Origin of the sequence: Propionispora vibrioides (assembly GCF_900110485.1) — a bacterium.
GTDB classification, from domain to species: Bacteria; Bacillota; Negativicutes; order Propionisporales; family Propionisporaceae; genus Propionispora; species Propionispora vibrioides.
The window spans coordinates 37,792-62,941 of the sequence record NZ_FODY01000025.1 but is presented as its reverse complement, the minus strand read 5'-3'; the positions used below and the strand labels follow the sequence as shown (position 1 = coordinate 62,941).

Annotated in this window: 23 protein-coding genes; 19 read left to right on the top strand and 4 right to left on the bottom strand. The window is 48.7% G+C overall.

Annotated elements, in window-relative coordinates; all coding sequences use genetic code 11:
• Positions 1-235: 235 nt before the first annotated feature.
• The gene (gene dnaA / locus BMW43_RS16760; RefSeq protein ID WP_091750327.1) at positions 236-1,747 is read right to left on the bottom strand and encodes a chromosomal replication initiator protein DnaA; all 1,512 of its coding nucleotides are present in this window, start codon (positions 1,745-1,747) and stop codon (positions 236-238) included.
• A 685-nt stretch (positions 1,748-2,432) separates the two neighbouring features.
• Between dnaA and rpmH the strand changes: the two genes are divergently transcribed.
• The 9 genes from rpmH (at position 2,433) to noc (ending at position 9,828) form a co-directional block, all read left to right on the top strand.
• Positions 2,433-2,567 (top strand): 50S ribosomal protein L34, encoded by a 135-nt coding sequence (gene rpmH / locus BMW43_RS16755; protein WP_091750324.1) that lies wholly within the window; start codon positions 2,433-2,435, stop codon positions 2,565-2,567.
• 49 nt (positions 2,568-2,616) lie between these two features.
• Entirely contained in the window at positions 2,617-2,967 is a 351-nt protein-coding gene (rnpA, locus tag BMW43_RS16750; protein WP_091750321.1) for a ribonuclease P protein component, read from the top strand.
• Between the two features lie 9 nt (positions 2,968-2,976).
• The gene (gene yidD / locus BMW43_RS16745) at positions 2,977-3,183 is read left to right on the top strand and encodes a membrane protein insertion efficiency factor YidD (RefSeq protein ID WP_091750318.1); all 207 of its coding nucleotides are present in this window, start codon (positions 2,977-2,979) and stop codon (positions 3,181-3,183) included.
• A 53-nt stretch (positions 3,184-3,236) separates the two neighbouring features.
• Complete coding sequence (locus BMW43_RS16740) at positions 3,237-3,914, top strand: YidC/Oxa1 family membrane protein insertase (protein ID WP_091750315.1); 678 nt, start codon at positions 3,237-3,239, stop codon at positions 3,912-3,914.
• Positions 3,915-3,918: 4 nt separating this feature from the next.
• The gene (gene jag / locus BMW43_RS16735; RefSeq protein ID WP_091750313.1) at positions 3,919-4,542 is read left to right on the top strand and encodes an RNA-binding cell elongation regulator Jag/EloR; all 624 of its coding nucleotides are present in this window, start codon (positions 3,919-3,921) and stop codon (positions 4,540-4,542) included.
• A gap of 282 nt (positions 4,543-4,824) precedes the next feature.
• Positions 4,825-6,210 (top strand): tRNA uridine-5-carboxymethylaminomethyl(34) synthesis GTPase MnmE, encoded by a 1,386-nt coding sequence (gene mnmE, locus BMW43_RS16730; protein ID WP_091750310.1) that lies wholly within the window; start codon positions 4,825-4,827, stop codon positions 6,208-6,210.
• 23 nt (positions 6,211-6,233) lie between these two features.
• Positions 6,234-8,111 carry a tRNA uridine-5-carboxymethylaminomethyl(34) synthesis enzyme MnmG gene (gene mnmG / locus BMW43_RS16725; protein WP_091750307.1) on the top strand — a complete coding sequence of 626 codons (1,878 nt, stop codon included), beginning with the start codon at positions 6,234-6,236 and terminating at the stop codon, positions 8,109-8,111.
• Entirely contained in the window at positions 8,112-8,822 is a 711-nt protein-coding gene (gene rsmG, locus BMW43_RS16720) for a 16S rRNA (guanine(527)-N(7))-methyltransferase RsmG (RefSeq protein WP_091750302.1), read from the top strand. It begins immediately after the preceding gene.
• A gap of 76 nt (positions 8,823-8,898) precedes the next feature.
• Positions 8,899-9,828 (top strand): nucleoid occlusion protein, encoded by a 930-nt coding sequence (gene noc / locus BMW43_RS16715; RefSeq protein WP_091750300.1) that lies wholly within the window; start codon positions 8,899-8,901, stop codon positions 9,826-9,828.
• A 124-nt stretch (positions 9,829-9,952) separates the two neighbouring features.
• Here the strand turns inward: noc and BMW43_RS16710 are convergent, their stop codons facing one another.
• On the bottom strand, positions 9,953-12,337 hold the full coding sequence (locus BMW43_RS16710) for a homocysteine S-methyltransferase family protein (RefSeq protein WP_091750298.1): 2,385 nt from the start codon (positions 12,335-12,337) through the stop codon (positions 9,953-9,955).
• Between the two features lie 228 nt (positions 12,338-12,565).
• Entirely contained in the window at positions 12,566-13,246 is a 681-nt protein-coding gene (locus BMW43_RS16705; protein WP_091750295.1) for a vitamin B12 dependent-methionine synthase activation domain-containing protein, read from the bottom strand.
• 483 nt (positions 13,247-13,729) lie between these two features.
• Here BMW43_RS16705 and BMW43_RS16700 point away from each other — a divergent pair, with 483 nt between their 5' ends.
• The 8 genes from BMW43_RS16700 (at position 13,730) to BMW43_RS16665 (ending at position 21,152) form a co-directional block, all read left to right on the top strand.
• Positions 13,730-14,494: a ParA family protein gene (locus BMW43_RS16700; RefSeq protein ID WP_091750292.1), complete on the top strand. Its 765-nt coding sequence runs from the start codon at positions 13,730-13,732 to the stop codon at positions 14,492-14,494.
• On the top strand, positions 14,487-15,380 hold the full coding sequence (locus tag BMW43_RS16695; RefSeq protein WP_091750289.1) for a ParB/RepB/Spo0J family partition protein: 894 nt from the start codon (positions 14,487-14,489) through the stop codon (positions 15,378-15,380). Before BMW43_RS16700 ends, BMW43_RS16695 begins: the two co-directional genes overlap by 8 nt.
• A 190-nt stretch (positions 15,381-15,570) precedes the next feature.
• On the top strand, positions 15,571-16,959 hold the full coding sequence (locus BMW43_RS16690; RefSeq protein ID WP_091750286.1) for an aspartate ammonia-lyase: 1,389 nt from the start codon (positions 15,571-15,573) through the stop codon (positions 16,957-16,959).
• 36 nt (positions 16,960-16,995) lie between these two features.
• A complete protein-coding gene (hydF, locus tag BMW43_RS16685) occupies positions 16,996-18,219 on the top strand; it encodes a [FeFe] hydrogenase H-cluster maturation GTPase HydF (protein ID WP_091750283.1) in 1,224 nt (407 codons plus the stop codon).
• A 131-nt stretch (positions 18,220-18,350) separates the two neighbouring features.
• The gene (locus BMW43_RS16680) at positions 18,351-19,031 is read left to right on the top strand and encodes a DUF554 domain-containing protein (RefSeq protein ID WP_091750280.1); all 681 of its coding nucleotides are present in this window, start codon (positions 18,351-18,353) and stop codon (positions 19,029-19,031) included.
• Between the two features lie 28 nt (positions 19,032-19,059).
• Entirely contained in the window at positions 19,060-19,566 is a 507-nt protein-coding gene (locus tag BMW43_RS16675; protein ID WP_091750277.1) for a DUF4446 family protein, read from the top strand.
• Positions 19,567-19,746: 180 nt separating this feature from the next.
• The gene (locus BMW43_RS16670) at positions 19,747-20,688 is read left to right on the top strand and encodes a M23 family metallopeptidase (protein ID WP_245732560.1); all 942 of its coding nucleotides are present in this window, start codon (positions 19,747-19,749) and stop codon (positions 20,686-20,688) included.
• Between the two features lie 56 nt (positions 20,689-20,744).
• Complete coding sequence (locus BMW43_RS16665; protein WP_091750272.1) at positions 20,745-21,152, top strand: bactofilin family protein; 408 nt, start codon at positions 20,745-20,747, stop codon at positions 21,150-21,152.
• A 50-nt stretch (positions 21,153-21,202) separates the two neighbouring features.
• Here BMW43_RS16665 and yyaC read toward each other — a convergent pair whose 3' ends face one another.
• Entirely contained in the window at positions 21,203-21,790 is a 588-nt protein-coding gene (gene yyaC, locus BMW43_RS16660; RefSeq protein WP_091750269.1) for a spore protease YyaC, read from the bottom strand.
• Between the two features lie 630 nt (positions 21,791-22,420).
• On the opposite strand from yyaC, the gene BMW43_RS16655 reads away from it, so the two are divergent.
• A complete protein-coding gene (locus BMW43_RS16655) occupies positions 22,421-23,527 on the top strand; it encodes a class II glutamine amidotransferase domain-containing protein (RefSeq protein WP_091750266.1) in 1,107 nt (368 codons plus the stop codon).
• Complete coding sequence (locus BMW43_RS16650; protein ID WP_091750263.1) at positions 23,515-25,149, top strand: glutamate synthase-related protein; 1,635 nt, start codon at positions 23,515-23,517, stop codon at positions 25,147-25,149. Before BMW43_RS16655 ends, BMW43_RS16650 begins: the two co-directional genes overlap by 13 nt.
• The last annotated feature ends 1 nt before the right edge of the window (position 25,150 follow it).

Here is a 25,150-nt window from a genome sequence, read left to right as displayed (position 1 = left end):
TAAAAGACATAATATATAAGAAAATTAGTCGTAATAGTCGTAGGGCCTGTAGATATGTTGATAAATGAAAATATGGCTTGTCGAATAAGAAAATACCATGTGCATAACATGTCGATAAATGGGTAAGCAGTTATGCACACATTCACAGGTTTTTGCTGTGGAAAATATATTAACATTTCATCAACATAGTTATCTTTCAGTTATAAACAGAGTTAACCACAGAGGGATAAGTGGACTAGACACTTTCTATACGTTTGATCAGTTCTTTTAACGTATTGCTTAATTTGGTATCCTCGTTTCGCTCACGGGCAATTTTGTCATGGGCGTGAATAACGGTAGTGTGATCACGGCCGCCAAACATTTCGCCGATGCGCGGCAAGGAGGTATCTGTCAGTTCCCGGCACAGATACATGGCTATTTGGCGAGGATAGGCCACATTACGGGTACGTTTTTTGGCCAATAGCTCGTCTATCTTTATCTTGAAATAGGAGGAAACAATTTCCTGAATGAGCTCCATAGTGATTTGTTTGGGGCGTCCGTTGGGGAATATGTCTTTTAAAGCCTCGGTTGCGAGATTGATGTCGATCGTTTGGTTAGTCAGGGAGGCGTAGGCCATCACTCTGATCAGGGCGCCTTCCAGTTCGCGAATGTTGTTGTCGATGCGGCTGGCAATGTAGACCATTACATCATTGGGAATATTCAGATTTTCCAGCATGGCTTTTTTACGTAAAATGGCGATTCTTGTTTCTAGGTCAGGTGGCTGAATATCGGTAATAAGTCCCCATTCAAAGCGAGAGCGCAGCCGGTCTTCCAGCGTCTGTATTTCACGAGGTGGACGGTCACTGGAAATAATAATTTGCTTGTTGGCTTCATGCAAGGTATTGAAGGTATGGAAAAATTCTTCCTGGGTATGTTCTTTTTTCGATAAAAACTGAATATCGTCGACCAAAAGTACATCGATGTTGCGGTATTTTTGGCGAAAACTTTCCGGTTTACCGTCCCGGATAGAATTGATTAGTTCGTTAGTGAATTTTTCACTGGAAATGTAGACAACCTTGATGCCGGGATAACTTTGCAAGATGCGGTGGCCAATGGCGTGCATCAGGTGAGTTTTGCCAAGACCGACGCCGCCGTAAATAAAGAAGGGATTATAGACCTGAGCCGGTGCTTCGGCCACGGCCAGCGAGGCGGCATGGGCAAAACGATTGGAATTGCCAATAACGAAGGTTTCAAATACATATTTAGGATTTAATACGACTAGTGAATCGTCCGGCAGTGAGATAGCCGGTGGCTTGATCATCGGTGGCGGCAGTTGAATAGACTCTAGTGGCAGTGTTTCCTGTAGCTCCGATGTTCTTGTCGCGGCGATTTCATGGCTTGCGTTACCGGCAGAGACCGGCGGGGAATATGTTTCGGCCGACCTCTGTTCGGCAATAGAGCGGGAGATGCCGGACGGAATAGGTTGTGACGATGCGGCAGTATGTTCATCATCTAAATTCAGATTGGTTATTTTTATGTTCATAGGTTTTCCCAGGATCTGATGGACGGCATTTTCAATTTGCGGCATGTATTTGGTTTCCAGCCATTCCTTCATAATTTGCCGGGGAGTTCCTATTTCCAAGGTATCAGCGGTAAGAGAAAGAAGAATCGCATCCTTAATCCAAGTATCAAACAGGGGTTTGATGATTTCACTTTCCAGTTTTTTTAATACTTGTTCCCACAGTGCCGTTAATTGTACTTTGTCCATATAGTCAGTCCTTTCCTGATAAGCACCTTGGGGCGTGTTAAAAACTATCCGAACGTTCCCGGCTGGTGCTTTTTATACCATGGTTCGTTAAAATTTTGGGAAATAAGGGCCGCTATTCCTGTCAAATTTTGCCTCATCTGGCGTAAAATCACTCGCCAGGGACTTGTTAGTTTAAAATACGCCCTAGTTATTAACATATAACAAATTAAAATATTGGGGTTATCCACAGGATTATCAACAACTGTGAATAAAAACAGGCGAATATGGTAAATTTGAAGAAAAAAAAATACAAAAGCAGCTATTGGAAAATAACCCATAGCCTTGTATTATAAGTAATTGTCGGCATATATAAATATTGTGGATAAAGCTGTGTATAACAGCCGGATTTTGTGAATAACTCTGCATTTTATGTATATAATCTACATTGTGCAAAGGTAAAACGGACAATCTGCTAGTTAATATATTAACAAAAGCCCGGGTAGTTATCAACACATTTTTCGGTCGATTGACAAGAATTGTCATATTTATCCACAATTTAACCGGCGGTGCTGAGGATAAGTAGAGTTATTGTCTAAGTAATTTTCTTGACACCATAGGTTGTCTAGTCTATAATTTTTTATAGTTAAAATAGATTGTTTTAACATGGGATTGTTACGCTTGTATGTAAGCAAGGAGGTGTAAATAGATGAAACGTACTTATCAACCTAATACACTATGGAAAAAAAGAACGCATGGTTTTCGTGAGCGTATGAGCACACAAGGTGGCCGTATTGTTCTGAAAAGAAGACGTGCTAGAGGTAGAAAGAAATTATCCGCATAGTAGGCCGCCGGTGAGTGGCCTATTTTTTCCATATGACAGGATGATCTAAGTGTACAAGTTAAAAAAGCAGGGAATATTGCATAAGAATAAGCAATTCCAAACCGTTTATAAAACAGGCAAGTCGTATAGTAACCGAATGCTGGTCATGTACGTCCTGCCCAATCCTGCCCAAAAGCGGCGAGTAGGTTTTGCCGCTGGCAAACGCCTGGGCGGAGCGGTCGTCCGGAATCGGGTAAAACGATTGCTGCGCGAGGCTTACCGCATGCGGCAGCATGAGCTGCGCCAGGATGTGGATTTGATTATTGTGGGGCGAAAGCCGGCTGTGGATTCCAATGCCCAGGCGGTGACGAAAGCTTTTTTAGACCTGTGTAAACGGGCACAAATTCTGGCTAATAAGTAGGTAGTTATTATGAAAGAAATCGCGCTATTTTTGATACGGTGTTATCAAAAATATATTTCTCCTTTAAAACCGCCTACTTGCCGTTTTGTGCCTACTTGTTCTGAATATGCCATAATAGCGATTGAAAAATATGGGATTGTGCGAGGTTGTTATCTGGCAGTGCGCCGCATTTTGCGCTGCCATCCTTTTCATCCCGGTGGGTATGATCCCGTTTGATATATAGTTATATTAATGTTTATCGTGAATAGCGAGCCAGAGTTAGGAGTGAGATTTTGTTCGATTCGATCGTTGTACATCCGTTGCAAGCAGTGTTGACATTCTTTTATAATATTACGGTATCTTTAGGTATCGCTAATTATGGGATTGCCATCATTTTGCTTACCATAGCCATAAAGCTCGTTTTGTACCCTCTGACGGTAAAGCAGATCAAATCCATGAAAGCTATGCAGGAATTGCAGCCTAAAATCAAAGAAATGCAGGAAAAGCATAAAGGAAATCCGGAGAAGCTGAATAAGGAAATGGCGGCTGTTTATAAAAATTCCGGTGTTAATCCGATGGCAGGCTGTTTGCCGATGATTATTCAGATGCCTTTTTTGATCGGTATTTTTTATGCTATTCGTGATTTTCATTATGTGGGAGATCCGGGCTTTTTATGGATGGCCAATCTGGCTGAGCAGGCTAAACTGGTCGATCCTTACTATGTTTTGCCGGTTCTGTCGGCTCTTACTACCTTTTATCAGCAGCGGCAGACCATGAGTGGTGCCGACCCCTCGGCGAAACAGCAAAATCAGATTATGATGATTTTCATGCCGTTGTTTATCGGCTATATTACGATTACTTTCCCGGCTGGACTTGGGATTTACTGGGTAGTTAGCAATCTTATTCAGATTGCTCAGCAGTGGTATATGTACCGTGGCACAACTGCTATTCAAGGGGAGGCTAAATAATACCATGACTTCTTTGGAGAAGACCGGAAGAACTGTCGAGGAAGCACTGGAAGCGGCTCTTACCGAACTGGGTGTGAGCCGGGAGCGTGTAGAGTATGAGATCCTTGAAAATCCAAGCAAAGGCTTGTTTGGATTGATTGGAGCGAAACCTGCCCGGGTGTTGGTTACAGTCAAGGAAATAGATCCGTTAGAAGTTGCTATGACCTTTCTGCAGAGTATTTTTGCTACCATGCAGTTACAGGTTGCTGTGGAAAAAATGACTCGCGATGAACATGTGATTTTAAATCTGCGCGGTGAAGATCTGGGTATTCTAATCGGTAAGCATGGCCAAACCCTGGATGCTTTGCAGTATCTGACCAATTTGGCGGCTAACCGGGATGCTGAGAATAAAGTGCGGATTGTTCTGGATGTGGAGGATTATCGCAAGCGCCGGACGGAAACCTTGTCTCGTTTGGCTTTGCGCCTGGCCGATAAGGTAAAGCGGCGCGGCGAGAAGGTGGCGTTGGAACCGATGAGTCCTCATGAACGGAAAATCATTCATGTCGCTTTGCAAGATGATAGCCGGATTGTTACCTATAGTGAAGGGGATGAGCCCTTCCGCAAAGTGGTTATTGCTTTAAAACGCTAACCTATTTTATATGGGAAAACCCAGTAATAATTTTATTACTGGGTTTTCCCATATTGGACGTATGTCAGGTATTGATCTGATCGAATAATAGTTAGGGAACCAATGATTGATTCGCGCTGCGCGTCCGAACGGAATTTTTTTCGTCTGACTGGGTCGGCAAAACCTTGCAATAGCCTAATTATCCCTGTGTTTTGCTTCCTTGGCAGACGAAGAAATCAGACCGACAGGCTTATTAAATCAGCGAGTCCTATAGACAGGAATCATAACGGGAGTGAAGGTAACGTGTATCAGGAGGATACGATTGCGGCGGTAGCGACTGCAGCGGGGGAAGGCGGTATTGGCATTATCCGTCTGAGCGGCAGGCAGGCTGAACCGATTGCCGGCGCTATATTTAAGGGAATAAAGGGGAAAACGGCAGCCGCTATACAGTCTTATCAGGCTGCTTACGGTCATATTGTCCAGCCGGAAACGGGACAGGCAATAGATGAGGTCTTGCTGCTGATGATGCGGGCACCTCATTCTTATACCTGTGAAGATGTGGTGGAAATTCATTGCCATGGCGGAGCGGTTTCCCTGCAAAGGATTTTGTCTTTAGTCTTAAGTCAGGGTGCCAGGCTGGCCGAGCCCGGTGAATTTACCAAACGGGCTTTTTTAAACGGCCGTCTGGATTTAACGCAGGCTGAGGCTGTTATTGATATTATTCGTTCCAAAACCGATACTTCGCTTAAGGTGGCGGTCAACCATTTGTCCGGCAGTTTGTCGCAGCAGATTGGCGCTATGCGTCATAAGTTGCTTGCTATGATCGCTCATTTGGAGGCGGCTATTGATTTTCCGGAGGAAGATATTGAAGAATTGGCGGCCAGCGAAGTGGCGGTCCAGGTAGCTGATTTATTGCAAGAAATCGGCAAGCTGTTGTCTACAGCCCACACGGGCCGGATTTTAAGAGACGGGCTGGAAACGGTAATTATTGGCAAACCCAATGTGGGAAAATCCAGTCTGCTTAATGCGCTGATCAAAGAAAACCGGGCTATTGTTACTGATATTCCGGGAACAACCCGCGATGTAATTGAGGAATATGTTAATATCCAGGGAATTCCGCTTAAAATTGTGGATACCGCCGGTATCCGGGAAACCGCCGATTTAGTGGAACAGCTAGGAGTGGAACGGGCCCTTTCCTTTGTAGAGCGGGCTGATCTGATTCTGCTGCTGCTGGACGCATCTCTGCCGTTAACGAAGGAAGATCATGAAGTGCTAGCGATGATGTCTGGCCGCAACGCATTGATTTTGCTGAATAAAACCGATTTACCGGTTTGCCTGGACAGTGAGGCTATCGAAGCCATGGTCAGCGGTGCCGCCGTTTATAAAATATCCGTCCACACCGGTGAAGGCATACCGGAGCTGGAGCAAGCCATTGTCGATGCTGTTTATGGCGGACAGGTAGCTATGGGCGAAGGTATTTTTGTTACCAATGTAAGGCATGAGGCCCTGTTAGATAAGGCTCGCCAAAGCCTGGAGGAAGTCCGCCATACCATTGAGGTCCAAATGCCGCCTGATTGCATTGTCGTTGATTTGCGGGAAGCCTGGGAACGGCTGGGGGAGATTACCGGCGATACCGTTCATGAGGATATCGTAGCGGAAATCTTTAGCCAATTTTGTATTGGCAAGTAAGTGTTAGTAGGAGATGATACTAGATGTATGTAGCAGGAAAATATGATGTAGTGGTCATCGGCGCCGGTCATGCCGGCTGCGAGGCGGCCTTGGCGGCGGCCCGTCTGGGTTGCAGCACGTTGCTGGCCACGTTGAATATGGATAATATCGCACTTATGCCCTGCAATCCGGCCGTTGGTGGTCCGGCTAAAGGTCATTTGGTCAGGGAGATTGACGCCTTAGGCGGCCAAATGGGGCTGAATACCGACCAGACCTGTATTCAGATGCGCATGCTCAATACCGGCAAGGGGCCGGCTGTTCACGCACTGCGGGCCCAGGCCGATAAGGTGTGGTATCAAAATAATATGAAACACACGGTGGAAAATCAAGCCGGTTTGGATGTAAAACAGGTACTGGTGGATAAAATTCTGACTGCCGGCGGCCGGATTAGCGGCATTCAGATTGAGACTGGCGAAGTATACGAGTGCCAGTGTGTTATCCTTGCCACAGGCACTTATCTGCGGGGGAAAATTATTTTGGGTGAGCTCAGCTATACCGGTGGTCCGAACGGCCAGCGGGCGGCCCAGCTGCTTAGTCAGTCGTTGCGTGAGCTTGGTATTGAGTTAATGCGGTTTAAAACAGGGACGCCGGCCCGGGTGGACCGGCGAACACTTGATTTTTCCAAAATGACTATTCAACCAGGTGACGAGCAGATCCATAATTTTTCATTCATGAGTGATGTTACCACCAGGGAGCAGATACCCTGCTGGCTTACTTATACGAATCAAAAAACCCATGAGATTATCCGGGCTAATTTGCACAGGGCCCCGCTATATACAGGCTTAATTGAGGGGACAGGCCCCCGTTATTGCCCTTCCATTGAGGATAAGGTAGTCCGTTTTGCCGAAAAGGAGGCTCATCAGTTATTCATTGAGCCGGAAGGTCTACATACCAATGAAATGTATGTCCAGGGGATGTCGACCAGCCTGCCGATTGATGTGCAATATGCCTTTTTGAGCACGATTGCCGGCTTGGAGAAGCTTAAAATCATGCGGCCTGGCTATGCCATCGAGTATGATTGTGTGGACCCCACTCAACTAAAACCCAGCCTGGAGTTTAAACAGCTGGCCGGATTGTTTTCGGCCGGGCAGGCGAACGGTACGTCCGGTTACGAGGAGGCGGCGGCCCAGGGCTTGATGGCCGGGATCAATGCAGCCCTTGTTGTAAAGAGGGAAGAGCCCTTTATTTTATCCCGTTCCGAAGCCTATATTGGTGTATTAATTGACGATTTGGTTACCAAGGGGACAAATGAGCCTTATCGTATTATGACTTCCCGGGCCGAATATCGCTTGATTTTACGTCAGGATAATGCCGATCTCCGGCTGACCGATAAGGGACGGGCCCTGGGCTTGGTTGGTGATGAACGTTATGCCCGCTTTGCGGCGAAACGCGATGCTATTGCCGACAGCCTGGCCAACTTGAAAGCAACGATGGTTACGCCCAGCAATGAAGTACAGGCTAAATTGAAAGCCATGAATTCCGCCGAATTGCGAACAGGCACTTCCCTGTTTGGTTTATTGCGCCGGACGGAGATTAATTATTCTATGTTATGTAAACATTTTGATTTACCGCCGTTGCCTGCCGCTGTTTGTGAACAGGTGGAGATTGCCGCAAAATATGAGGGATATATCAATAAGCAGATTGAACAGGTAGAGCGGGCTGCTAAACTGGAAGAGAAACGTCTGCCCTCAAACCTTGATTATGAAGCAATCAGCGGTCTGGCTCTGGAGGCCAGACAGAAATTAAATAAAATTAAACCGCTTTCCATTGGTCAGGCTGCCCGGATTTCCGGTGTCTCGCCGGCGGATATTTCGATTTTGATGATTTATTTGGAGCAGCAGCGGCGTAGGGAGGGAATCTGATTGTTTGTTCAGTTATTGCAGCAAGCGGCGGCTGAGTTTGGTATACCGTTGACCGATAAGCAGCTTGCCCACTATGATAGCTATTTTCAATTATTGCTTGTCTGGAATGAAAAAGTGAATCTGACAGCCATCACCGGGCCGCAGGAAGTGGCGGTAAAGCATATGATTGATTCGCTGTCCTGTTATGATGAGCGTTATTTTCCGGCCGGCGCCAGCGTGATTGATGTAGGGACCGGCGCCGGGTTTCCCGGCTTGCCGCTTAAGATATTCCGTCCTGATCTGGCGTTGACTCTGTTGGATTCGCTGCAGAAGCGCCTGGCTTTTTTGCGGGAAGTGGTAGTTGCGCTGGAGCTTCCCGATATAGAGCTGCTTCACTCCCGGGCTGAAGATGCCGGAAGGGGAGGGCAGCGGGAGCGGTATGATGTGGCTCTGTCACGGGCTGTAGCCCGGCTTAATATTTTGTGTGAATTATGCCTGCCTTTTGTAAAAGTCGGCGGTTACTTTATTGCTCTAAAAGGTGCTCAGTACAACCAGGAAGCAGCAGAGAGCAAGCAGGCCTTGCAGGTGCTTGGCGCTGAAATTGCTGAAATCCGGCCGGTGACCTTACCGGGGCTGGACGATGTACGGGCCGTACTTTATATCAAAAAGGTAAAGCCGACGCCGGCAGCGTACCCCCGGCGGGCTGGAACGCCGGAAAAAAAGCCCCTGTAGTCTCCGGCTTTTGAGAGGATTTACTAACAATATGGCGAATATTACCATATCGGATTTGTGCTAAGGCGGTGTATAGATGAAATTATCCAGATTTTTTGGATTGACTCCGGAGAAGGAAGCGGTCAATCCTCATGAGGATTTGCCGGCAGAAAGCGATGAACAGTTGGAAGAGACGGCTGCTGCTGTGGCGGTAGCGCTACCAGATAATAAAAAATCCCATGAAGTGCTTCAGGTGGATACGGCACTCATTGAACCTAATCCTTTTCAGCCACGGAAGACCTTTTATGATGAATCCCTGGCCGAGCTTTCTTCCTCAATTAAGGAGTTTGGTGTGATTCAGCCGTTGTTGGTGCGGCAAAAGACGGATCATAGCTTTGAACTGATTGCCGGTGAACGGCGGCTGCGGGCCTCTAAGCTTGCCGGGCTCGCTCTGGTTCCGGTTATTGTTAAGGAACTTACCGATCAGGAAATGGCTGAACTGGCAATGATTGAAAATCTGCAGCGGGAGGACCTGCACTATCTGGAGGAAGCAGAAGGATTTCAGCAGTTGATTGCCAATTTTGGTTTTACCCAGGAGGAATTGGCGGTCCGCGTTGGGAAGAAACAGTCGACGATTGCTAATAAGATGAGACTGTTAAAATTAGCGGAGGATATCCGGAATACCTTGCGCCAGGAAAACCTGACCGAACGCCATGCCCGGGCGCTACTCAAGCTGGATAATTATGCTTTGCAGCAGCAGGTGTTGACAGCGGTATGTCAAAAAAAGCTGAATGTCCGTGAGACGGAGGCTCTTATTGAGACGACAAATAGCAATATTTCCCGGGAAATGTCAAAAAAAGGACCCAAGCAGAATATTGTTAAAGTAATCAGGGATGTGCGGATTTTCCTAAATACCATTCATAATGTGATCGGTGAAATGAAGAAAACCGGTTTGGATATTAAGGTTGATCAGGAGCAGGATGATGATTCGATTACGATTCATCTGCGTGTTCCCAAAAGACGTTGATTCTCTGAACGGACGGAGTATAAGAAAAACCTTTAAGATGAACAGCATCTTAAAGGTTTTTTATTTGCGGCTAGCAGGCTAACAGTATGGGGTGTCTATATAGGTTTTACTATACGATAGCAGATTACGGTAGTCGAAGTAGTCGTTTGGCTAATTTTACCGCTTCAACGCCGTTCGGCGCATAGGCGTCGGCGCCGGCCTTGGCTGCATAATCGGCAGTCAACACAGCGCCGCCAACGATAGTAGAGGCCGTATTACCGGCTGCTTTTAAGGCCGCAATAGTATTGTCGATTTCCGGCATGGTGGTGGTCATTAAGGCGCAGAGTCCGACAATGTCAGCCTCATGGGCGTTGGCAGCTTCGAGAATGGCGTCCGCTGCGATATCTTTCCCCAGGTCAATTACTTTAAAACCGCTATTTTCTAGTAGGGCGGCCACAATATTTTTCCCCAGATCGTGAATGTCGCCTTTGACCGTAGCCAGTACAACTGTACCCAGGGTATTAATTTGTTGGGCCGGCAGTAACTCTTTAATCGTCTGGAAGGCAGCCCGCATGGTTTCGGCCGATAGCAGCACCTGCGGCAAAAAGCAGCGGCCGGCCCCGAAAGCTTCACCGACTTCGTTCATGGCGGCGGTCAGTCCCTGATCGGTAATTTGCGAGGAGGTGTAAGATTCTTTTAAAGCCTGTTCAACCAGGGGTACAATGGATTCTTTTTCACCGTTGACAACTGTTTGCCGGATAAGGCCCAGTGTATCTTTTGGCTCCTTCGGTGACGCTTGACGGGAGGCTGCTGATGCTGTGTTGACCAGCGCAGCATAGGCGCTGCTGAACTGGTGTCCGTTTGCGTCAAAACCTAGTAAGGCTTTGGCGGCGGCTATAGTTTCCTTCATCCGTTCATCCAGTGGATTCAAAATGGGAACATCCAGACCGCTGGCTAAGGCCATGGAACAAAAGGTTGCATTTAAGAGGTCCCGCTTAGGCAGTCCAAAGGATATATTGCTAAGTCCCATGGTCGCCGGATAGCCAAATTGTTCGCGGTATAGACGCAAGGTTTTAAAGGTTTCGGCCGCGGCTCCAGCATCAGTGGCAACCGTCAGCACCAGGGCATCCAGCACGAAGTCCTGGTGCCGCAGGCCGGCGGCCAGGCAGGCATTTACAATCTGCCGGACAACCGACACCCGCTCCGGTGCCGTAGTAGGAACGCCGGATGGCGCAATCGGCAGGCAGAGGACCGCGGCGCCATACTTCTTGGCTAGGGGGATAAAACTTTCCAGGCGCTCCGGCTCAGCGCTGATCGAATTGATTAACGCCCGGCCGGGATAAGCTTTCAGTCCGGCTTCCAGGGCGGCTGGATCGGTAGTATCAATAACCAGTGGTGCATCGACCAGCATGGATAGTTCCTGAATGGCGGTATGCATGGCGGCGGCCTGGTCGATACCGGGCACACCCATATTAACGTCCAGCAGAGTGGCGCCGTTTTGGATTTGCAGTAAGGCTTCCTTTTTTATGCCGGCGAAGTTTCCCTGGCGCAGATCAGCCTGCAGGGCCTTGCGGCCTGTGGGATTAATCCGTTCGCCAATGATGGCGGTCGGATAGCCGGGGCCAATGTAAACTGTCTTACTGCGGCTTGTTAAAGCTGTAACCGGTGCGATGATGGGCCGTGGTGCCGGGTTGACGGCAAGGGCTGCTTCTTTCATCGCCCGGATATGTGCCGGGGTTGTGCCGCAGCAGCCACCCAGATAGGCGACGCCGGCGGCAGCCAGTTTGGCTGCCCAACTGCCCATTTCTTCCGGACTCATGGGAAAAACAGTTTTTCCCTGGATAAGTTCAGGCATACCGGCATTTGGTTGAATGCTAACCGGCAGGTTGGTTGCCTGGGTCAGTGTTTCGACTACGGCCAGCAGTTGGGCTGGTCCCAGTGAACAATTGGCGCCAATGATGTCGGCTCCCAGGGCCTCCAAGATGATAGCGGCCGTGCGAGGGTCGGTTCCGGTTACCGTACGGCCGTCTGCTTCATAGGTTAGCTGGCAGATAACCGGCTTTTTGGTGACACTTTTGGCTGCCAGCAGGGCAGCGCGCATTTCCTGAATGTCAATAATGGTTTCAATCAAGATCATATCTACGCCGGCGGCATCGAGGGCGCTGATTTGTTCTTGGAAGACCTCATAAGCCTCGTCAAAAGAAAGCTCGCCCAAAGGGGCGATAAATTTTCCGGTTGGTCCTACGGAACCGGCGATTTTGGTATGGACCGTGCAAGCGGCGCGGGCTGCGGCTACGGCAGCCATATTTAACTCTGTTACCCGGCTGCTTAGTCCGTAATGGGACAGTTTAATTCGGTTGGCACCAAAGGAGTTGGTTTCAATAATATCTGCGCCATTCCTGATGTATTCCGCGTGAATGGCGGTGACTTTTTCCGGCTGCTCGATATTCCAGATTTCCGGACATTGTCCCGCTCCTAACCCCGCGTCCTGCAGCATAGTGCCCATGGCACCGTCAAATATGTATAGCATGGAAGAACTCCTTTCGCTGCTGCCGGTTATAAAACTGGCAGCAGTTTGTTATATATTATGGTAGTGTCTCATCCGGCAGAAATCTGCAGCAGACCACTGGCCTTTTTGCCGTCAGTCTTCGTTGTGTCGACTTGCATATAGGCGATATGCGCGCTCCTCCGTCTTGCCTGACGGTAAAAATTCTCGGTGCCATACTACATCTTTCCGCCGGATGAGACACTAGGCTTTTTATTCTTTACGGGACTGGCAGTTAAGCTGTGTGCAGGCGGCACAACTATTGTTTCGCTCTAAGGAGGGCAGGGCCAGCGCTGTTTGATGCGGTGTCAGGCCGATGACGGCTGTAACTGATTTACGCGGGACCAGCATGCAGGTGTCGGTTACCGTCAGGCCGATTCGCTGGGCACGGAGAATGGCGAGTATATCGGGCTGAACACGGATATCCCAGTCGCCGTAGCCGGGACTGAACCGAAAGGTGGTGTCAAGGCCCTGTTTGGCGGCGTGGCGGGCAATGAGAGCGGAAATTTGGTCGGCTGCCGCTTCAACGGCAGTGGTGCCGGCAGCGTCCAGCAATAGCCCTCTGGTATACTCACCTTGCGAGAAAAGATCGCTCACCGCTTTCTCCAAGCCTTCACCGATGGTTATGCCCAGCACGGCTACTTCCGTACAATGCTCCAGGTGTTTTATAATCTTCTCTCCCTTCAGAGAAAGGGGCGGATTTGACAGGATGGTAGCTGTGTCGGCGTCATAGGCGTACATCTCCCATAATCCTTTAGGGTCTGCCAAAATATGAGCCTCTGTGCAAGCCTGTATTAAAAGCTTGTCGGGGAAATCGGCTGCTTTGATTAGTCCGGCATATCGTTTGGTTTCTTTTATATCAATGTGAGTGAGGGTAGCATTATAAACAGGCATGATAAATACCTCCACAGGCTTTTGCATAAATTACCATACTTACGGGAAAGAGTCAAGGAGTTTTTTGGGGGCTGATCCAGCGCTATTGCCATTGTCTTGTAGATTTGATTTCAGTACCTGTTAGCCGGGTTTAGCCGGCCATCAAAAGAGGCTGCGCAAGGTCCGGCTAACTTATCGTGTTCAGCTGTTAATGGGAAGAAGTTTCTTACTTAGCGGATCTTTTCCGTCTGGCTGCGTCAGCAAAACCTTGAAATAGAGACCGCTAGGTTTTACTTCCTTGCCAGCCGAAGAAATCCTTCGCCAGGGCGGCAGGCTTATTAAATCAGCGGCTCCCTAGCTCGCAAGTTGTAGTATCTCCGTTTTAAAGGTGACAAATTTAAATGTTATGTTAATTACTAAATTTCTATCCTGCTTATTTTTGGCAGGAGAATGCCGGGAGGTTGTGGAATGAAATAATTTTAGTTCATGAATATGGGGTGAAGGATGTTGGTTAAGGTAATTGCAATTGCCAATCAAAAGGGCGGTGTCGGAAAAACTACGACCTCTGTCAATTTAAGTGCTTGTTTGGCTGAATTGGGAAAACGGGTATTATTAATTGATATTGATCCACAAGGAAATTCTACCAGCGGACTGGGAATAAATAAAGCTTCCATTAAACGCTGCACCTATGATGCGCTGGTTAATGACGTTCCCCTGGAAGATATTATTTTAGACACGGCAGTTCCCAATCTTAAACTGGTACCGGCCACGATCCAGCTAGCCGGGGCTGAGATTGAACTGGTTTCTATTATGTCCAGGGAGAATAAACTCAAACGGGTACTGGATAAGGTTAAATATTCCTTTGATTATGTGTTAATTGATTGCCCGCCGTCGCTGGGCCTCTTGACGATTAATTCCTTAACGGCGGCTAATTCGGTGCTGGTGCCGATTCAGTGCGAATTTTACGCTTTAGAAGGTTTATCGCAATTGATGAAGACCATATCGTTGGTACAGAAGAATTTGAATCCCGTTCTTGCCTTGGAGGGAGTCGTCCTTACCATGTTTGACGCCCGGACCAATCTCTCCATACAGGTGGTGGATGAGGTGAAAAATCATTTTAGAAGCAAGGTCTACCAAACAATTATCCCCCGCAATGTACGGTTAAGTGAAGCGCCAAGTCATGGTCAGCCTATTATTAAATATGATGCCAGGTCCAAGGGTGCGGAAGTATATATGGATTTGGCCAGAGAGGTGAGTGGCGATGATTAAACAGCAACGAGGCTTAGGCAGAGGGTTGGATGCACTTTTTAAGCAGGCACCGCCGGAGGAACTATCCAATGAAATACCGATTGAGCAGATTATGCCTAATAAGTTCCAGCCGCGCCGGGTTTTTGATGAAGAGGCCTTGAGTGAATTAGCCCAATCTATTCAATTATATGGTGTTCTGCAACCTGTGGTAGTACGGCGCACCTTGGAGGGCTACGAATTGGTAGCCGGAGAACGGCGCTGGCGGGCCTCTCAGAAGGCTGGCCGGCAAACTATTCCGGCCTTGGTCAGAGAATATAGTGACGCTGAAATGACAGAAATTGCCCTCATTGAAAACTTGCAGCGGGAAAATTTGAACCCTATTGAAGAGGCTATGGCTTTTCGTCGTTTAATGGAAGAGTTTGGTTTGACCCAGGAGGAAGTAGCCCGCAAAATTGGCCGAAGCCGTTCTTTAATAGCTAATACGATTCGTATGTTAAATTTACCTGCTGCTATTCAGGAATATGTTTCACGTGGAACATTATCAATGGGACAGGCCAGACCCTTGTTAGGACTGGAATGCGTGGATCTGCAACTGGAAGCGGCGGAAATTATTATTGGTGAAGATTTATCGGCCCGCGATGCAGAAGAACTGGTTAAAAAGCTGAATGCTGCGCCTAAGCAGGAAAAACAAAAAACAGTTGAGCCACCGAAAGAAATTTTTGTGGTAGAAGCGGAAGACCGTTTGAAATTATTATTAGGAACTCAGGTTAAAATAAAACCGGGAAAGATTAAAAGTAAGATTGAAATTGAGTTCTATTCCGCCGATGATCTGGACCGTATTATCGAAACCTTAATGCCGGCACCAGTTGCTGCCGGGACAAAAGTAAGGGGACCCTTTATTATTTGAATTGTTTCACGTGAAACAAGTGTAGAGACAGGTCCTATTTTACTCGGGAATACGGGCTGAATTTTCATCGGTAAGGCGGAAAACTGAGGCGTAGTGGTTCCTATGCCGATTGACAGCAATGCAGCAGGTGGAAATTTGGCTAAGTTATTGGGTGAAATATGAGTTTGCTACTACACTAGAGGAGGACTCCATGCGCTGGGAAAAAGATCTGCTAGGCAGTAAAGAGATTGCTGATGAAGCATACTATGGCATACATACGTTGCGGGCATTGGAAAATTTTCCGATCAGCGGTTATAAGGTTCACCCTAAACTGCTGGAAGCACTGGTGGTAATCAAGAAGGCAGCAGCCGAAGTTAACGGGGAACTGGGTCATATCCCGCAAGAGGTTGCTCAGGCGATTGCCGTTGCCGCTGAAGAAGTGCTGGCCGGTGGTTTGCGGGAAGCCTTTGTTGTAGATGCGCTGCAAGGGGGCGCCGGGACATCAACTAATATGAACGTCAATGAGGTTCTGGCCAATCGGGCCATTGAACTGCTGGGTGGAAAAAAAGGCGACTATGAGCGGGTACATCCGTTAAATCATGTAAATAAGCAACAATCGACCAATGATGTTTATCCTACAGCGCTGCGAATGGCAGCGGTATGGTTGTTAAAGCCTTTAAGCGAGGCCTGTGCCCGGTTGCAGCAGATTTTTCAGGATAAGGAAGCAGAGTTCGCTTCGGTCATTAAAGTCGGCAGAACTGAGCTGCAGGATGCTGTACCCATTATGTTAGGCCAGGAATTCAGCGCCTATGCCCAAGCGGTAGCGAGGGATCGTTGGCGCTTATATAAAGTGGAAGAACGGCTAAGACAGGTGAATCTGGGCGGCACGGCGGTCGGAACCGGCCTGGCGGCTGATTGGCAGTATATTTACCGGGTGAATGACCGGGTTCGTCAGTATGCGAAATTTGGCATGGCCCGGGCGGAGAATATGATAGATATAACGCAAAATGCCGACGTGTTTGTCGAAGTATCCGGACTTTTGAAGGCTTTAGCGGTTAATATCGGTAAAATCGCCAATGATTTACGATTGCTTGCCTCTGGCCCCAGAGCCGGTTTGGCCGAAATTTGTCTGCCCGAACGTCAGGCCGGTTCCTCCCTCATGCCGGGGAAAGTCAATCCGATCATCCCGGAGGCTGTCAATCAGGCATCTTTTCATGTGATTGCTTCCGATACGGCGATTACGCTGGCAGCTCAGGCCGGACAACTGGAACTGAATGCTTTTTTGCCGTTGATTGCCCATCATTTATTGTCAAGTATTGATATTCTGACCCAAAGTGTCACAATTTTTGGTTCGCTTTGTGTGGCCGGTATTAGGGCAAACCAGGCTGTTTGCCGCAATAATTTGGAAAACAGCCTGATTAGTGTCACGGCGCTGGTGCCTTATCTTGGTTATGACACGGCAACCGCCGTTGTCCGGCAAGCGACGGCCAGCGGTCGGCCAGTGGCTGCGGTGGTGCGGGATATGCAATTGTTGGAACCGGAGGAAGTAGATAGAATCCTTGATCCGCATAATATGACTATGCCGTTGCAGCGGCGCTGAGAAGTATTAATATTCAGTTACAGGGTGGAATGAGACATGCAGGATACACCAAAAGGAAATCGTTTGCACATTGCCATGTTTGGCCGGCGCAATGTGGGGAAATCCAGTTTGATCAATGCGCTGACCAGTCAGAGTATTGCTTTGGTATCAGCTGTACCAGGCACAACGGCCGATCCGGTTTATAAGGCGATGGAGATGCTGCCGCTGGGACCGGTGATGATGATTGATACGGCCGGCATTGATGATGAAGGAACCCTGGGCACACTGCGGGTAGAAAAGACGATGCAGGTGCTGACTAAAACGGATCTGGCTATTTTAGTCTTATCGGCAGAAACCGGTGTGTCCACTTATGAGCAGACCATTGCGGCTGCTATCCGGGAACGGGGGATTCCTTTAGTCGGCGTATTGAACAAAGTGGATACGGCGGCATTTAGCCAGAGCAAGCTGGAGGAATGGGGTAAAGCGCTGGCGCTTTACCTGGTTCCGGTAAGTGCTGTAGAGCACATGGGACTTGAACAGGTAAAGCAACAAATTATCAAGCAGGCTCCCGGTGATTGGGACAGCATGCCGGTTATCGGTGATTTACTAAATCCCGGCGACACGGTCGTCTTAGTTGTACCCATTGATCTGGCAGCCCCCAAGGGAAGGCTGATTTTGCCACAAGTTCAAACCATTCGCGATATTCTTGATCATGATGCTTATAGTCTGGTTGTTAAAGAGCGGGAATTAAAAGAGGCCCTGGAAAACTTACGTAAGCCACCCCGGCTTGTAGTAACCGACTCCCAGGAGTTTCTCAAGGTAGATGCCGATACGCCACCGGAGATTATGCTTACTTCTTTCTCCATTTTATTTGCCCGACATAAGGGGGATTTAGAGACCCTGGTGAGTGGCGCCAAGGCCATTGACAGGCTGCAGCCGGGAGATCGGGTAGTAATTGCCGAGGCTTGTACCCATCATCGTCAGGCCGATGATATTGGCAAGGTTAAAATTCCCCGCTGGTTGCGGCAGCGGATAGGCGGTGAGCTGGAATTTAGCTGGGTATCGGGTGGCGAATTTCCGCCGGATCTATCCTCCTATAAGCTGATTGTCCATTGTGGCTCCTGTATGCTGACGCGGCGGGAAATGCTATACCGGCTGTCTGTTGCCCGCCAGGCCAATGTGCCTATTGTCAATTACGGCGTTCTTATTGCCTGGGTTCATGGTATTTTGCCGCGGGCCTTGCGACCGTTTCCCGCAGCCCGGAGCATTTTGGACGACTAATCACTGACGTAGGGAGAGTCTTTAGATTAACCAGCCTGTTTAGCCGCAGGGTAAATGAATATAGGAAATAAGAAGAAATAATTCTTACCGGATAATAATTGCTGGGATAGAGTGGAGAAGAGGCGAAGTGTGTGAAAGGGACATTGGTAAACGTGGCGGCTGTAGTCGCTGGCTCGCTGGTCGGGATGGTCTTGAAAAAAGGCATTCCCGAGCGCTATCAATTGACTGTAACCCATGGTCTGGGGATGGCGGTGGGTCTAATTGGACTACAGATGGCTTTAAAGACGCAAAATATACTGATTGTTATTATTAGTCTGGGCCTCGGCGGCTTAGTGGGAGAAAAGATTGATATTGACCGGTGGCTGAACCGGCTGGGTGCTTGGATCAGCCGTCGGCTGGGCGATCAGTACGGTGATGCCGGGCAGGGCTTTGTTACAGCCAGCCTGGTATTTTGTGTAGGTGCTATGGCGGTTGTCGGCTCGATTCAGGACGGGCTGACGGGAGATGCTTCGACTCTTTATGCGAAATCCATGCTGGATGGTGTTTTTTCCATGGTATTTTCATCGACTATGGGGATTGGGGTGGCGTTATCGGGTGTGTCTATTTTATTGTATCAGGGGAGCATTACCCTACTGGCGGGAATCTGCAGTTCGATCTTGTCGGACGCCATTATTACCGAAATGACGGCGGTAGGCGGCGTGCTCATTGTTGGAATCAGCCTGTTGATGCTTAAGCTTAAGACCGTTAAAGTAGCTAATCTGTTGCCGGCTATTCCGGTAGCTGCCGTTGTTACGGCTTTGTGGTTAAAATAGAAAGAAACGAGAGAGGATTTGATGAGACATGGACTATATTGGAGAGCTTACAGCCTGGATTGCTGCGAATTTGCAGGGTGTGCTGCTGTTTATGACCGCAATGATCTGTTTGGCACTTATTGTTTTTATCAATATTAATATCAAGCTTTCCCGGATGAACAGACGGTATCGTAAATTGATGCAGGGCGTGGAAGGGGCCAATCTGGAAAAGCTTTTACTTACTCATATTGAAGAGGTCCGGGACGCTGTAAAGCGGGTGGACAGTCTGTCGGCTTCCTGCCGCAACCTGGAAGGCATAACCCGCAATTGTGTCCAAAAAGTCGGGATTGTCCGGTTTAACGCTTTTGAAGATACCGGCAGTGACCTTAGCTTTGCTATTGCCCTGCTGGATGCCCAGAATAATGGTGTTGTTATATCCAACATATTTGGGCGCAATGAGTCGCGAACTTATGCTAAACCCATTGCCAACTGCCAGTCTCAGTATTTTTTAACCGAGGAAGAAAAAGCGGCCTTGGAACAGGCATGGAAAAAATAACCTTAATTTTTATTTCTTTGCAGGAATTTGGGGTTTAAGAGAGAATACATTTTTACAATATAGCTTCGGATAGTAAAACCGGATAACCCCGGCTAACGCCACGGCGGCAGTAACGGAGCTAGCCGCCGGGTATATTTATGTCTGTCGGGTTGTTTCCTCTTCTTAACAGAAAAGAAAGGAGTGTGTTTATTGACAAAGCAAGTGAAGAAGCCTGATCGGCGAGAATACACGTTTATGCTTGTACCTCATCATGGACAGGCAGGCGTGCGCAGCATCCATGTGCCCATCCTGGCAATTAAGTGCCTGGCCGCTGCCTTATGCCTGCTGGTTGTTGTAGTGATCGGCGGTGTTGTCAGCTATCGCCACACGACGGTTACGGCCGGTATGGAAAAGGCCGAACTGGAACAGTTAAAGCAAGTGAATGGTTCCCAGGTCAAGCAGATTGAGGATTTAGCCAAGTCGACGGCTGCGTTGGAGCAAGACATGGAAAGACTCAATACGCTTGACGCGGAAATCCGCCATATCGTAAATGAAAATGATAACGGCAGCACTTCCCGCGCCGGCCTAACCCGTATGACACCCGGGTCGGCTCAATATACCGGCCAGGGCGGTCCCAATCCTCCTTCTTTGGAAGAGATGGGACAAACACTGGAAGATCTGAAGAAAAATATGGCGGCCCGGGAGCAAAGCTTGCTGGCACTGAAAGAAGAGCTGCTGGCGAAACAGGCCAGGGCAGCGGTGACGCCATCCATTTGGCCGGCCAACGGTCAGGTGACTTCCCGCTTTGGCTATCGTAGTTCACCCTGGGGCCGGGGCAGTGACTACCATCCGGGGATTGACATTGCCAGCGATTACGGGACGCCGATTGTGGCTACGGCTGACGGTACAGTGGTGCATAGTGATTGGTCAAGCGGCTATGGCAAGCTGGTTGAAGTCGATCACGGCAACGGAATTGTTACCTTGTACGGACATTGTTCACAGCTTCTGGTAAAAAGCGGGGATTACGTGAAAAAGGGCCAGGTGGTTGCCTATATGGGCAGCACCGGCTTAAGTACCGGGACCCATGTGCATTATGAAGTTCGTGTGAACGGCACGGCAGTAAACCCCGATAAATTTTTATAACAGGTGACGTCTTTTGTATACAGACTAAGGACAGGCACAGTGCGGGAGAGATGAACATGTTTGGTAGCAAAAAATCATTAGGAATCGAACAGCAGGTAGAGACAATTATTGGCAGAGAAACTTCGATCAAGGGAACGGTGACTGCTAATGCCGGCATACGGATTGACGGCAGGCTGGAGGGGGATGTGGTTTCCTTTGGCGATGTGGTGATCGGTGAAAACGGCTGCATCACAGGACAAATTAAGGCGCGCAATGCCGTGGTTGCCGGAGCCGTTCAGGGCAATATTGAGATACAGGAGAAGCTGGAGCTGCTGCCCACGGCTAAACTGAATGGTGATATAAAGGTAAGTGTGTTAATGATTGCCGAGGGAGCTACCTTTAAGGGAGCCTGCGAGATGCGCTATGAAAGCCTGCAGGCCCAGGGAGAAGCTGCCGCCACTAGCACTAAGAACGGTAAGAAATAAACAAAAGCACGGTAGCCGCTGAGGGTTACCGTGCTTTTATTTAGCTGTTCTCATATTCGGGCGGCATTTCCGGCGCCCCGGAGCCCGAAGGAAATGCCATAGGCAATCGTGTCGGCCATTTTCATCACCAGACTGAGACGTGTGCTTTGCAGTACCAAATGTTCCATGAAACCACCTACGTTGACGATGCCGGTAATATAGGCATGGCCGACCGGCGGCAGGTCCTTCTTTACGGCGGCGCCCGGTTTTACCGAGCCTTTGCCTAAGGACACATAGCCGACATTTTCGCTTTTACCCAGGCAGGCATCTACGGCAATGATATAGGGGTCGACAAAGCTTGTGGTGATCTGTTGAATGACGTCCTGCAGATTGGTGGCATGAACCGGTTGATCTAAGGTACCGAAAATATGGGGATGTAAATTGAGGGAACGCAGCTTGGTGCCTGTCAAGGGACCGAGCGAGTCACCGGTGGAACGGTCAGTGCCAATGCAAAGAACGATGACATTTTGGTGATTTTCCTGGCTTTCTTGCAACAGGTTGCGGATATTCATTGCAATCGTGTAGGTCGCGGTAGGGTCTTGAACATTGCACTTGCATTCAGTGGAAGGTTGCGGCAATCGAAAAACTTTATTTAGCATAGGCGCTCCTCATTAGGTAATTTGCTATCAGTATATGTATGGTATTTATTTCTTATACAGGAGAAAGGCAATTTATACTAAAATTTATATACATACAGTCTGAAGTAAGAGCGCCGCGTGTTTAAATTAAACTGTATACCGAAAAACAATTCAATACATTGTTAAACTTATTCATACAAAAGTTCATCCGGAAAGTACAAGAATACTATGAAACATGGATATGTGTAAAAGGTGCAAGGAATGACAAGGGATGACAAGGGATGAATAAATATTCATATAACATAAAGACAATAACTCTGCTAAGCCTGGAAACATAGGATTTATCAGAATAAACTTTATTTTAATATGCATATTGACAGTATAACATTTCGTTTTTATAATAAGGATAGCATTATATAGTACTGTGCTGATAATAGACACAGTTTTAAGGAGTGTGCCTAGGGTTCCGCGCGTTAGCGGTCTGGACCGAGCGGCACAGGTGCAGCGTGGCACCTTGCATAAGGGTTAGCGCTGTGCTACACCGTTGGTATAAAAAACCCGGCGGAAGGTCCTGGAAAACAAGTTCCGGTACTTTTCGCAGGGTTTATTTTTTTATGCTTTATTTTTATTTATGGGAGAGGTGGAATACCTATGTGCCGAATTGGTGCTATTAAAAGCAAAGTGCCGTTTCATCCTTCTGACGCATTGTATTTAATGCTGCCCCAACAGGAAGGACATGATAATTCCGGGTTTGCTATGGTGATGCAGGATCTGGACGGAATGTTTGCCAAGTACAAGGATAAGCCCTTATTATCACTGGCCTGTACACAAAAGGGAGCCAAGCTGGTGGAGGACTATATGGAAGCGCACGATTTCCAGCCTGTATTTGAATGGATTCCGCGGGGCAACCGTCAGCCGGGTCTGGATATTAAGGCCATGCCGTATTATATCTTCCGGGCTTATGATTATCCGGAACATTTCAGCGGCGCCAGCCAGAAGGAAAAGGAAGAGCTGCTCTTAGACGTGCGGCTGGCTTTACGCGCTATTTTAGAAAAAGACAATCAGGGCTATGCCTACTCTTTCTGGCCTGATGTATTGACCTTGAAAGAAATCGGCGATCCCCGTGATATTGCCACCTATTTTAAACTGTGGGACAAGAATGACAGCCTGCTGGCTAAGAACATTGTGGTGCAATGTAGACAGAACACCAACTATGATATTGTCCGTTACGCGGCGCATCCGTTCTTTCTGCAGGGCTATACCCTGTGCGCCAATGGTGAGAATACCTTCTATACCAAGAACAAGGAATATCAGAAATCACTGCACCGGGGCTATATCGGTTTTGAATCGGACTCGCAAAACTTCTTATATACGCTGCATTATGTGTTGCATGAACTGAAGTGGCCGATTAAGTACTATAAACATGTCATTACGCCGCTGCCCTTTGACGAAATCGAACAGCGCCCCGATAAAGCGGAGCTAACGGCCATTAGGCAATCATTGGGGCATTTGGAGATAAACGGACCGAATACGATTATTGCCCTGCTGCCAGACGGCAATATGATGACCTGCTGCGATTCCAAAAAATTGCGGCCTGTTGTTGTCGGCGGTGATGATACGACGATGGCGATTGCCTCGGAAGTCTGCGGCTTGAATGTGATTCTGCCCAACCGCAACAAAGAGGCCGATATTTACCCGAATGAACGCGAAGTCGTTGTCATTACGGAAGACTTGGAGGTGCAGCGATGGAAACAGTAAGAACCCAGGACGTAACTGTCAATGATTTGCCCTGGAAAATCGAATACTCCACCGAACGGTGTACCATGTGCGGCAGTTGCGTGGCTGCCTGCACATTTAAGGCGATTGAGGCTACAGTCGAACGCCGCTCGATGACCGTTTCCACGGCGCGGCAGCCGGAGCCGACCCAGCGTCACGCCGCTATTCCGGTGATTAAACAGAAAAACAGTGTGGCCCAGGCTTGCGTGGGTTGCGGCATGTGCGAAAAAGTCTGTCCCAACCGGGCGATCCGGCCGGTGCGCAATGTGGACAGCCGCTTCAACCTGCTGGCCCGCAGCGGCGGCAACTCCATTAAACGGGGTGGACGGACTAATCTGAATGCCGACCGTACGTTAGATAAAATCGTAATCGGCCGTATTTCTCAGATGACCGACCCGTCGCTGGATTCGGAACGTCATACCTTCGATATTCTGGCTCCCTTCGGCCGCGTTCTGCCGGCCAGCCAACTACCCTTTTCGGTAAACAACGGTGAGTTATCTTTTGCCGGTAAAACACCGCCGGTAAACTGGATATTCCCGGTTATCCTGAGTGATATGTCCATCGGAGCGCTGTCTACCCGTGCCTGGGAAGCGGTGTGCATGGCGACGGCTTATCTAAATGAAAAGCATCACCTGCCTGTGCGGATGTGTTCCGGCGAAGGCGGCATGCCTGTTAAGCTGATGGAATCGGAATATTTGAAATATGTGATTTTACAAATCGCGTCCGGTCACTTTGGCTGGAACCGTATTATCAAGGCTATGCCTAAAATGAAAGTCGACCCGGCCGGCATACTGATCAAGATCGGCCAGGGAGCAAAACCGGGCGACGGAGGCCTCTTGCCGGCTGCCAAGGTGGCGGAGCACATTCAGGCGATTCGCGGTGTGCCCAAGGCCGACCTGCTGTCACCGCCTAACCATCAAGGCCTGTATTCCATCGAGGAATCGGTGCAGAAGATGTTTATGTCGATGAACGCGGCCTTCAAATTCCGGGTGCCTGTGGCGATCAAGTGTGCTGCTTCGGCTACTTCGGTTTCGGTATATAACAATCTGCTGCGTGATCCATACCGCATTTGCGGCGGGTTCTTCCTGGACGGCATTCAGGGTGGCACCGGTGCGGCCAACGAAGTGTCGCTGGACCACACGGGCCATCATATTGTATCCAAGCTGCGTGACTGCTATTTGGCAGCTGTCAATCAGGGGCGGCAGGGACAAATTCCGTTGTGGGCCGGTGGCGGTATCGGTCTGACCGGCAATGCGGCGGCCGATGCCTTCAAGATGATCTGTTTGGGCGCCAATGGCGTATTTATGGGAAAAGTCCTGATCCAGCTGTGCGGCTGTATCGGCAATGAACAGGGCCGCTGCAACTCCTGCAGCACCGGTAAATGCCCGACCGGCATTTGTACGCAGGACCCGCGGCTGGTTAAGCGCCTGGATATTGATAAGGCGGCGCAGAATATTGTAGACTACATGCTGGCACTGGACAGCGAAATGAAAAAAATGATGGCGCCTATCGGCAACAGTTCATTACCGGTAGGACGTTCGGATGCTTTGGTGAGCAAAGATGATGCGGTAGCCGAAAAACTGGGCATCCAGTACGTATGCTAGG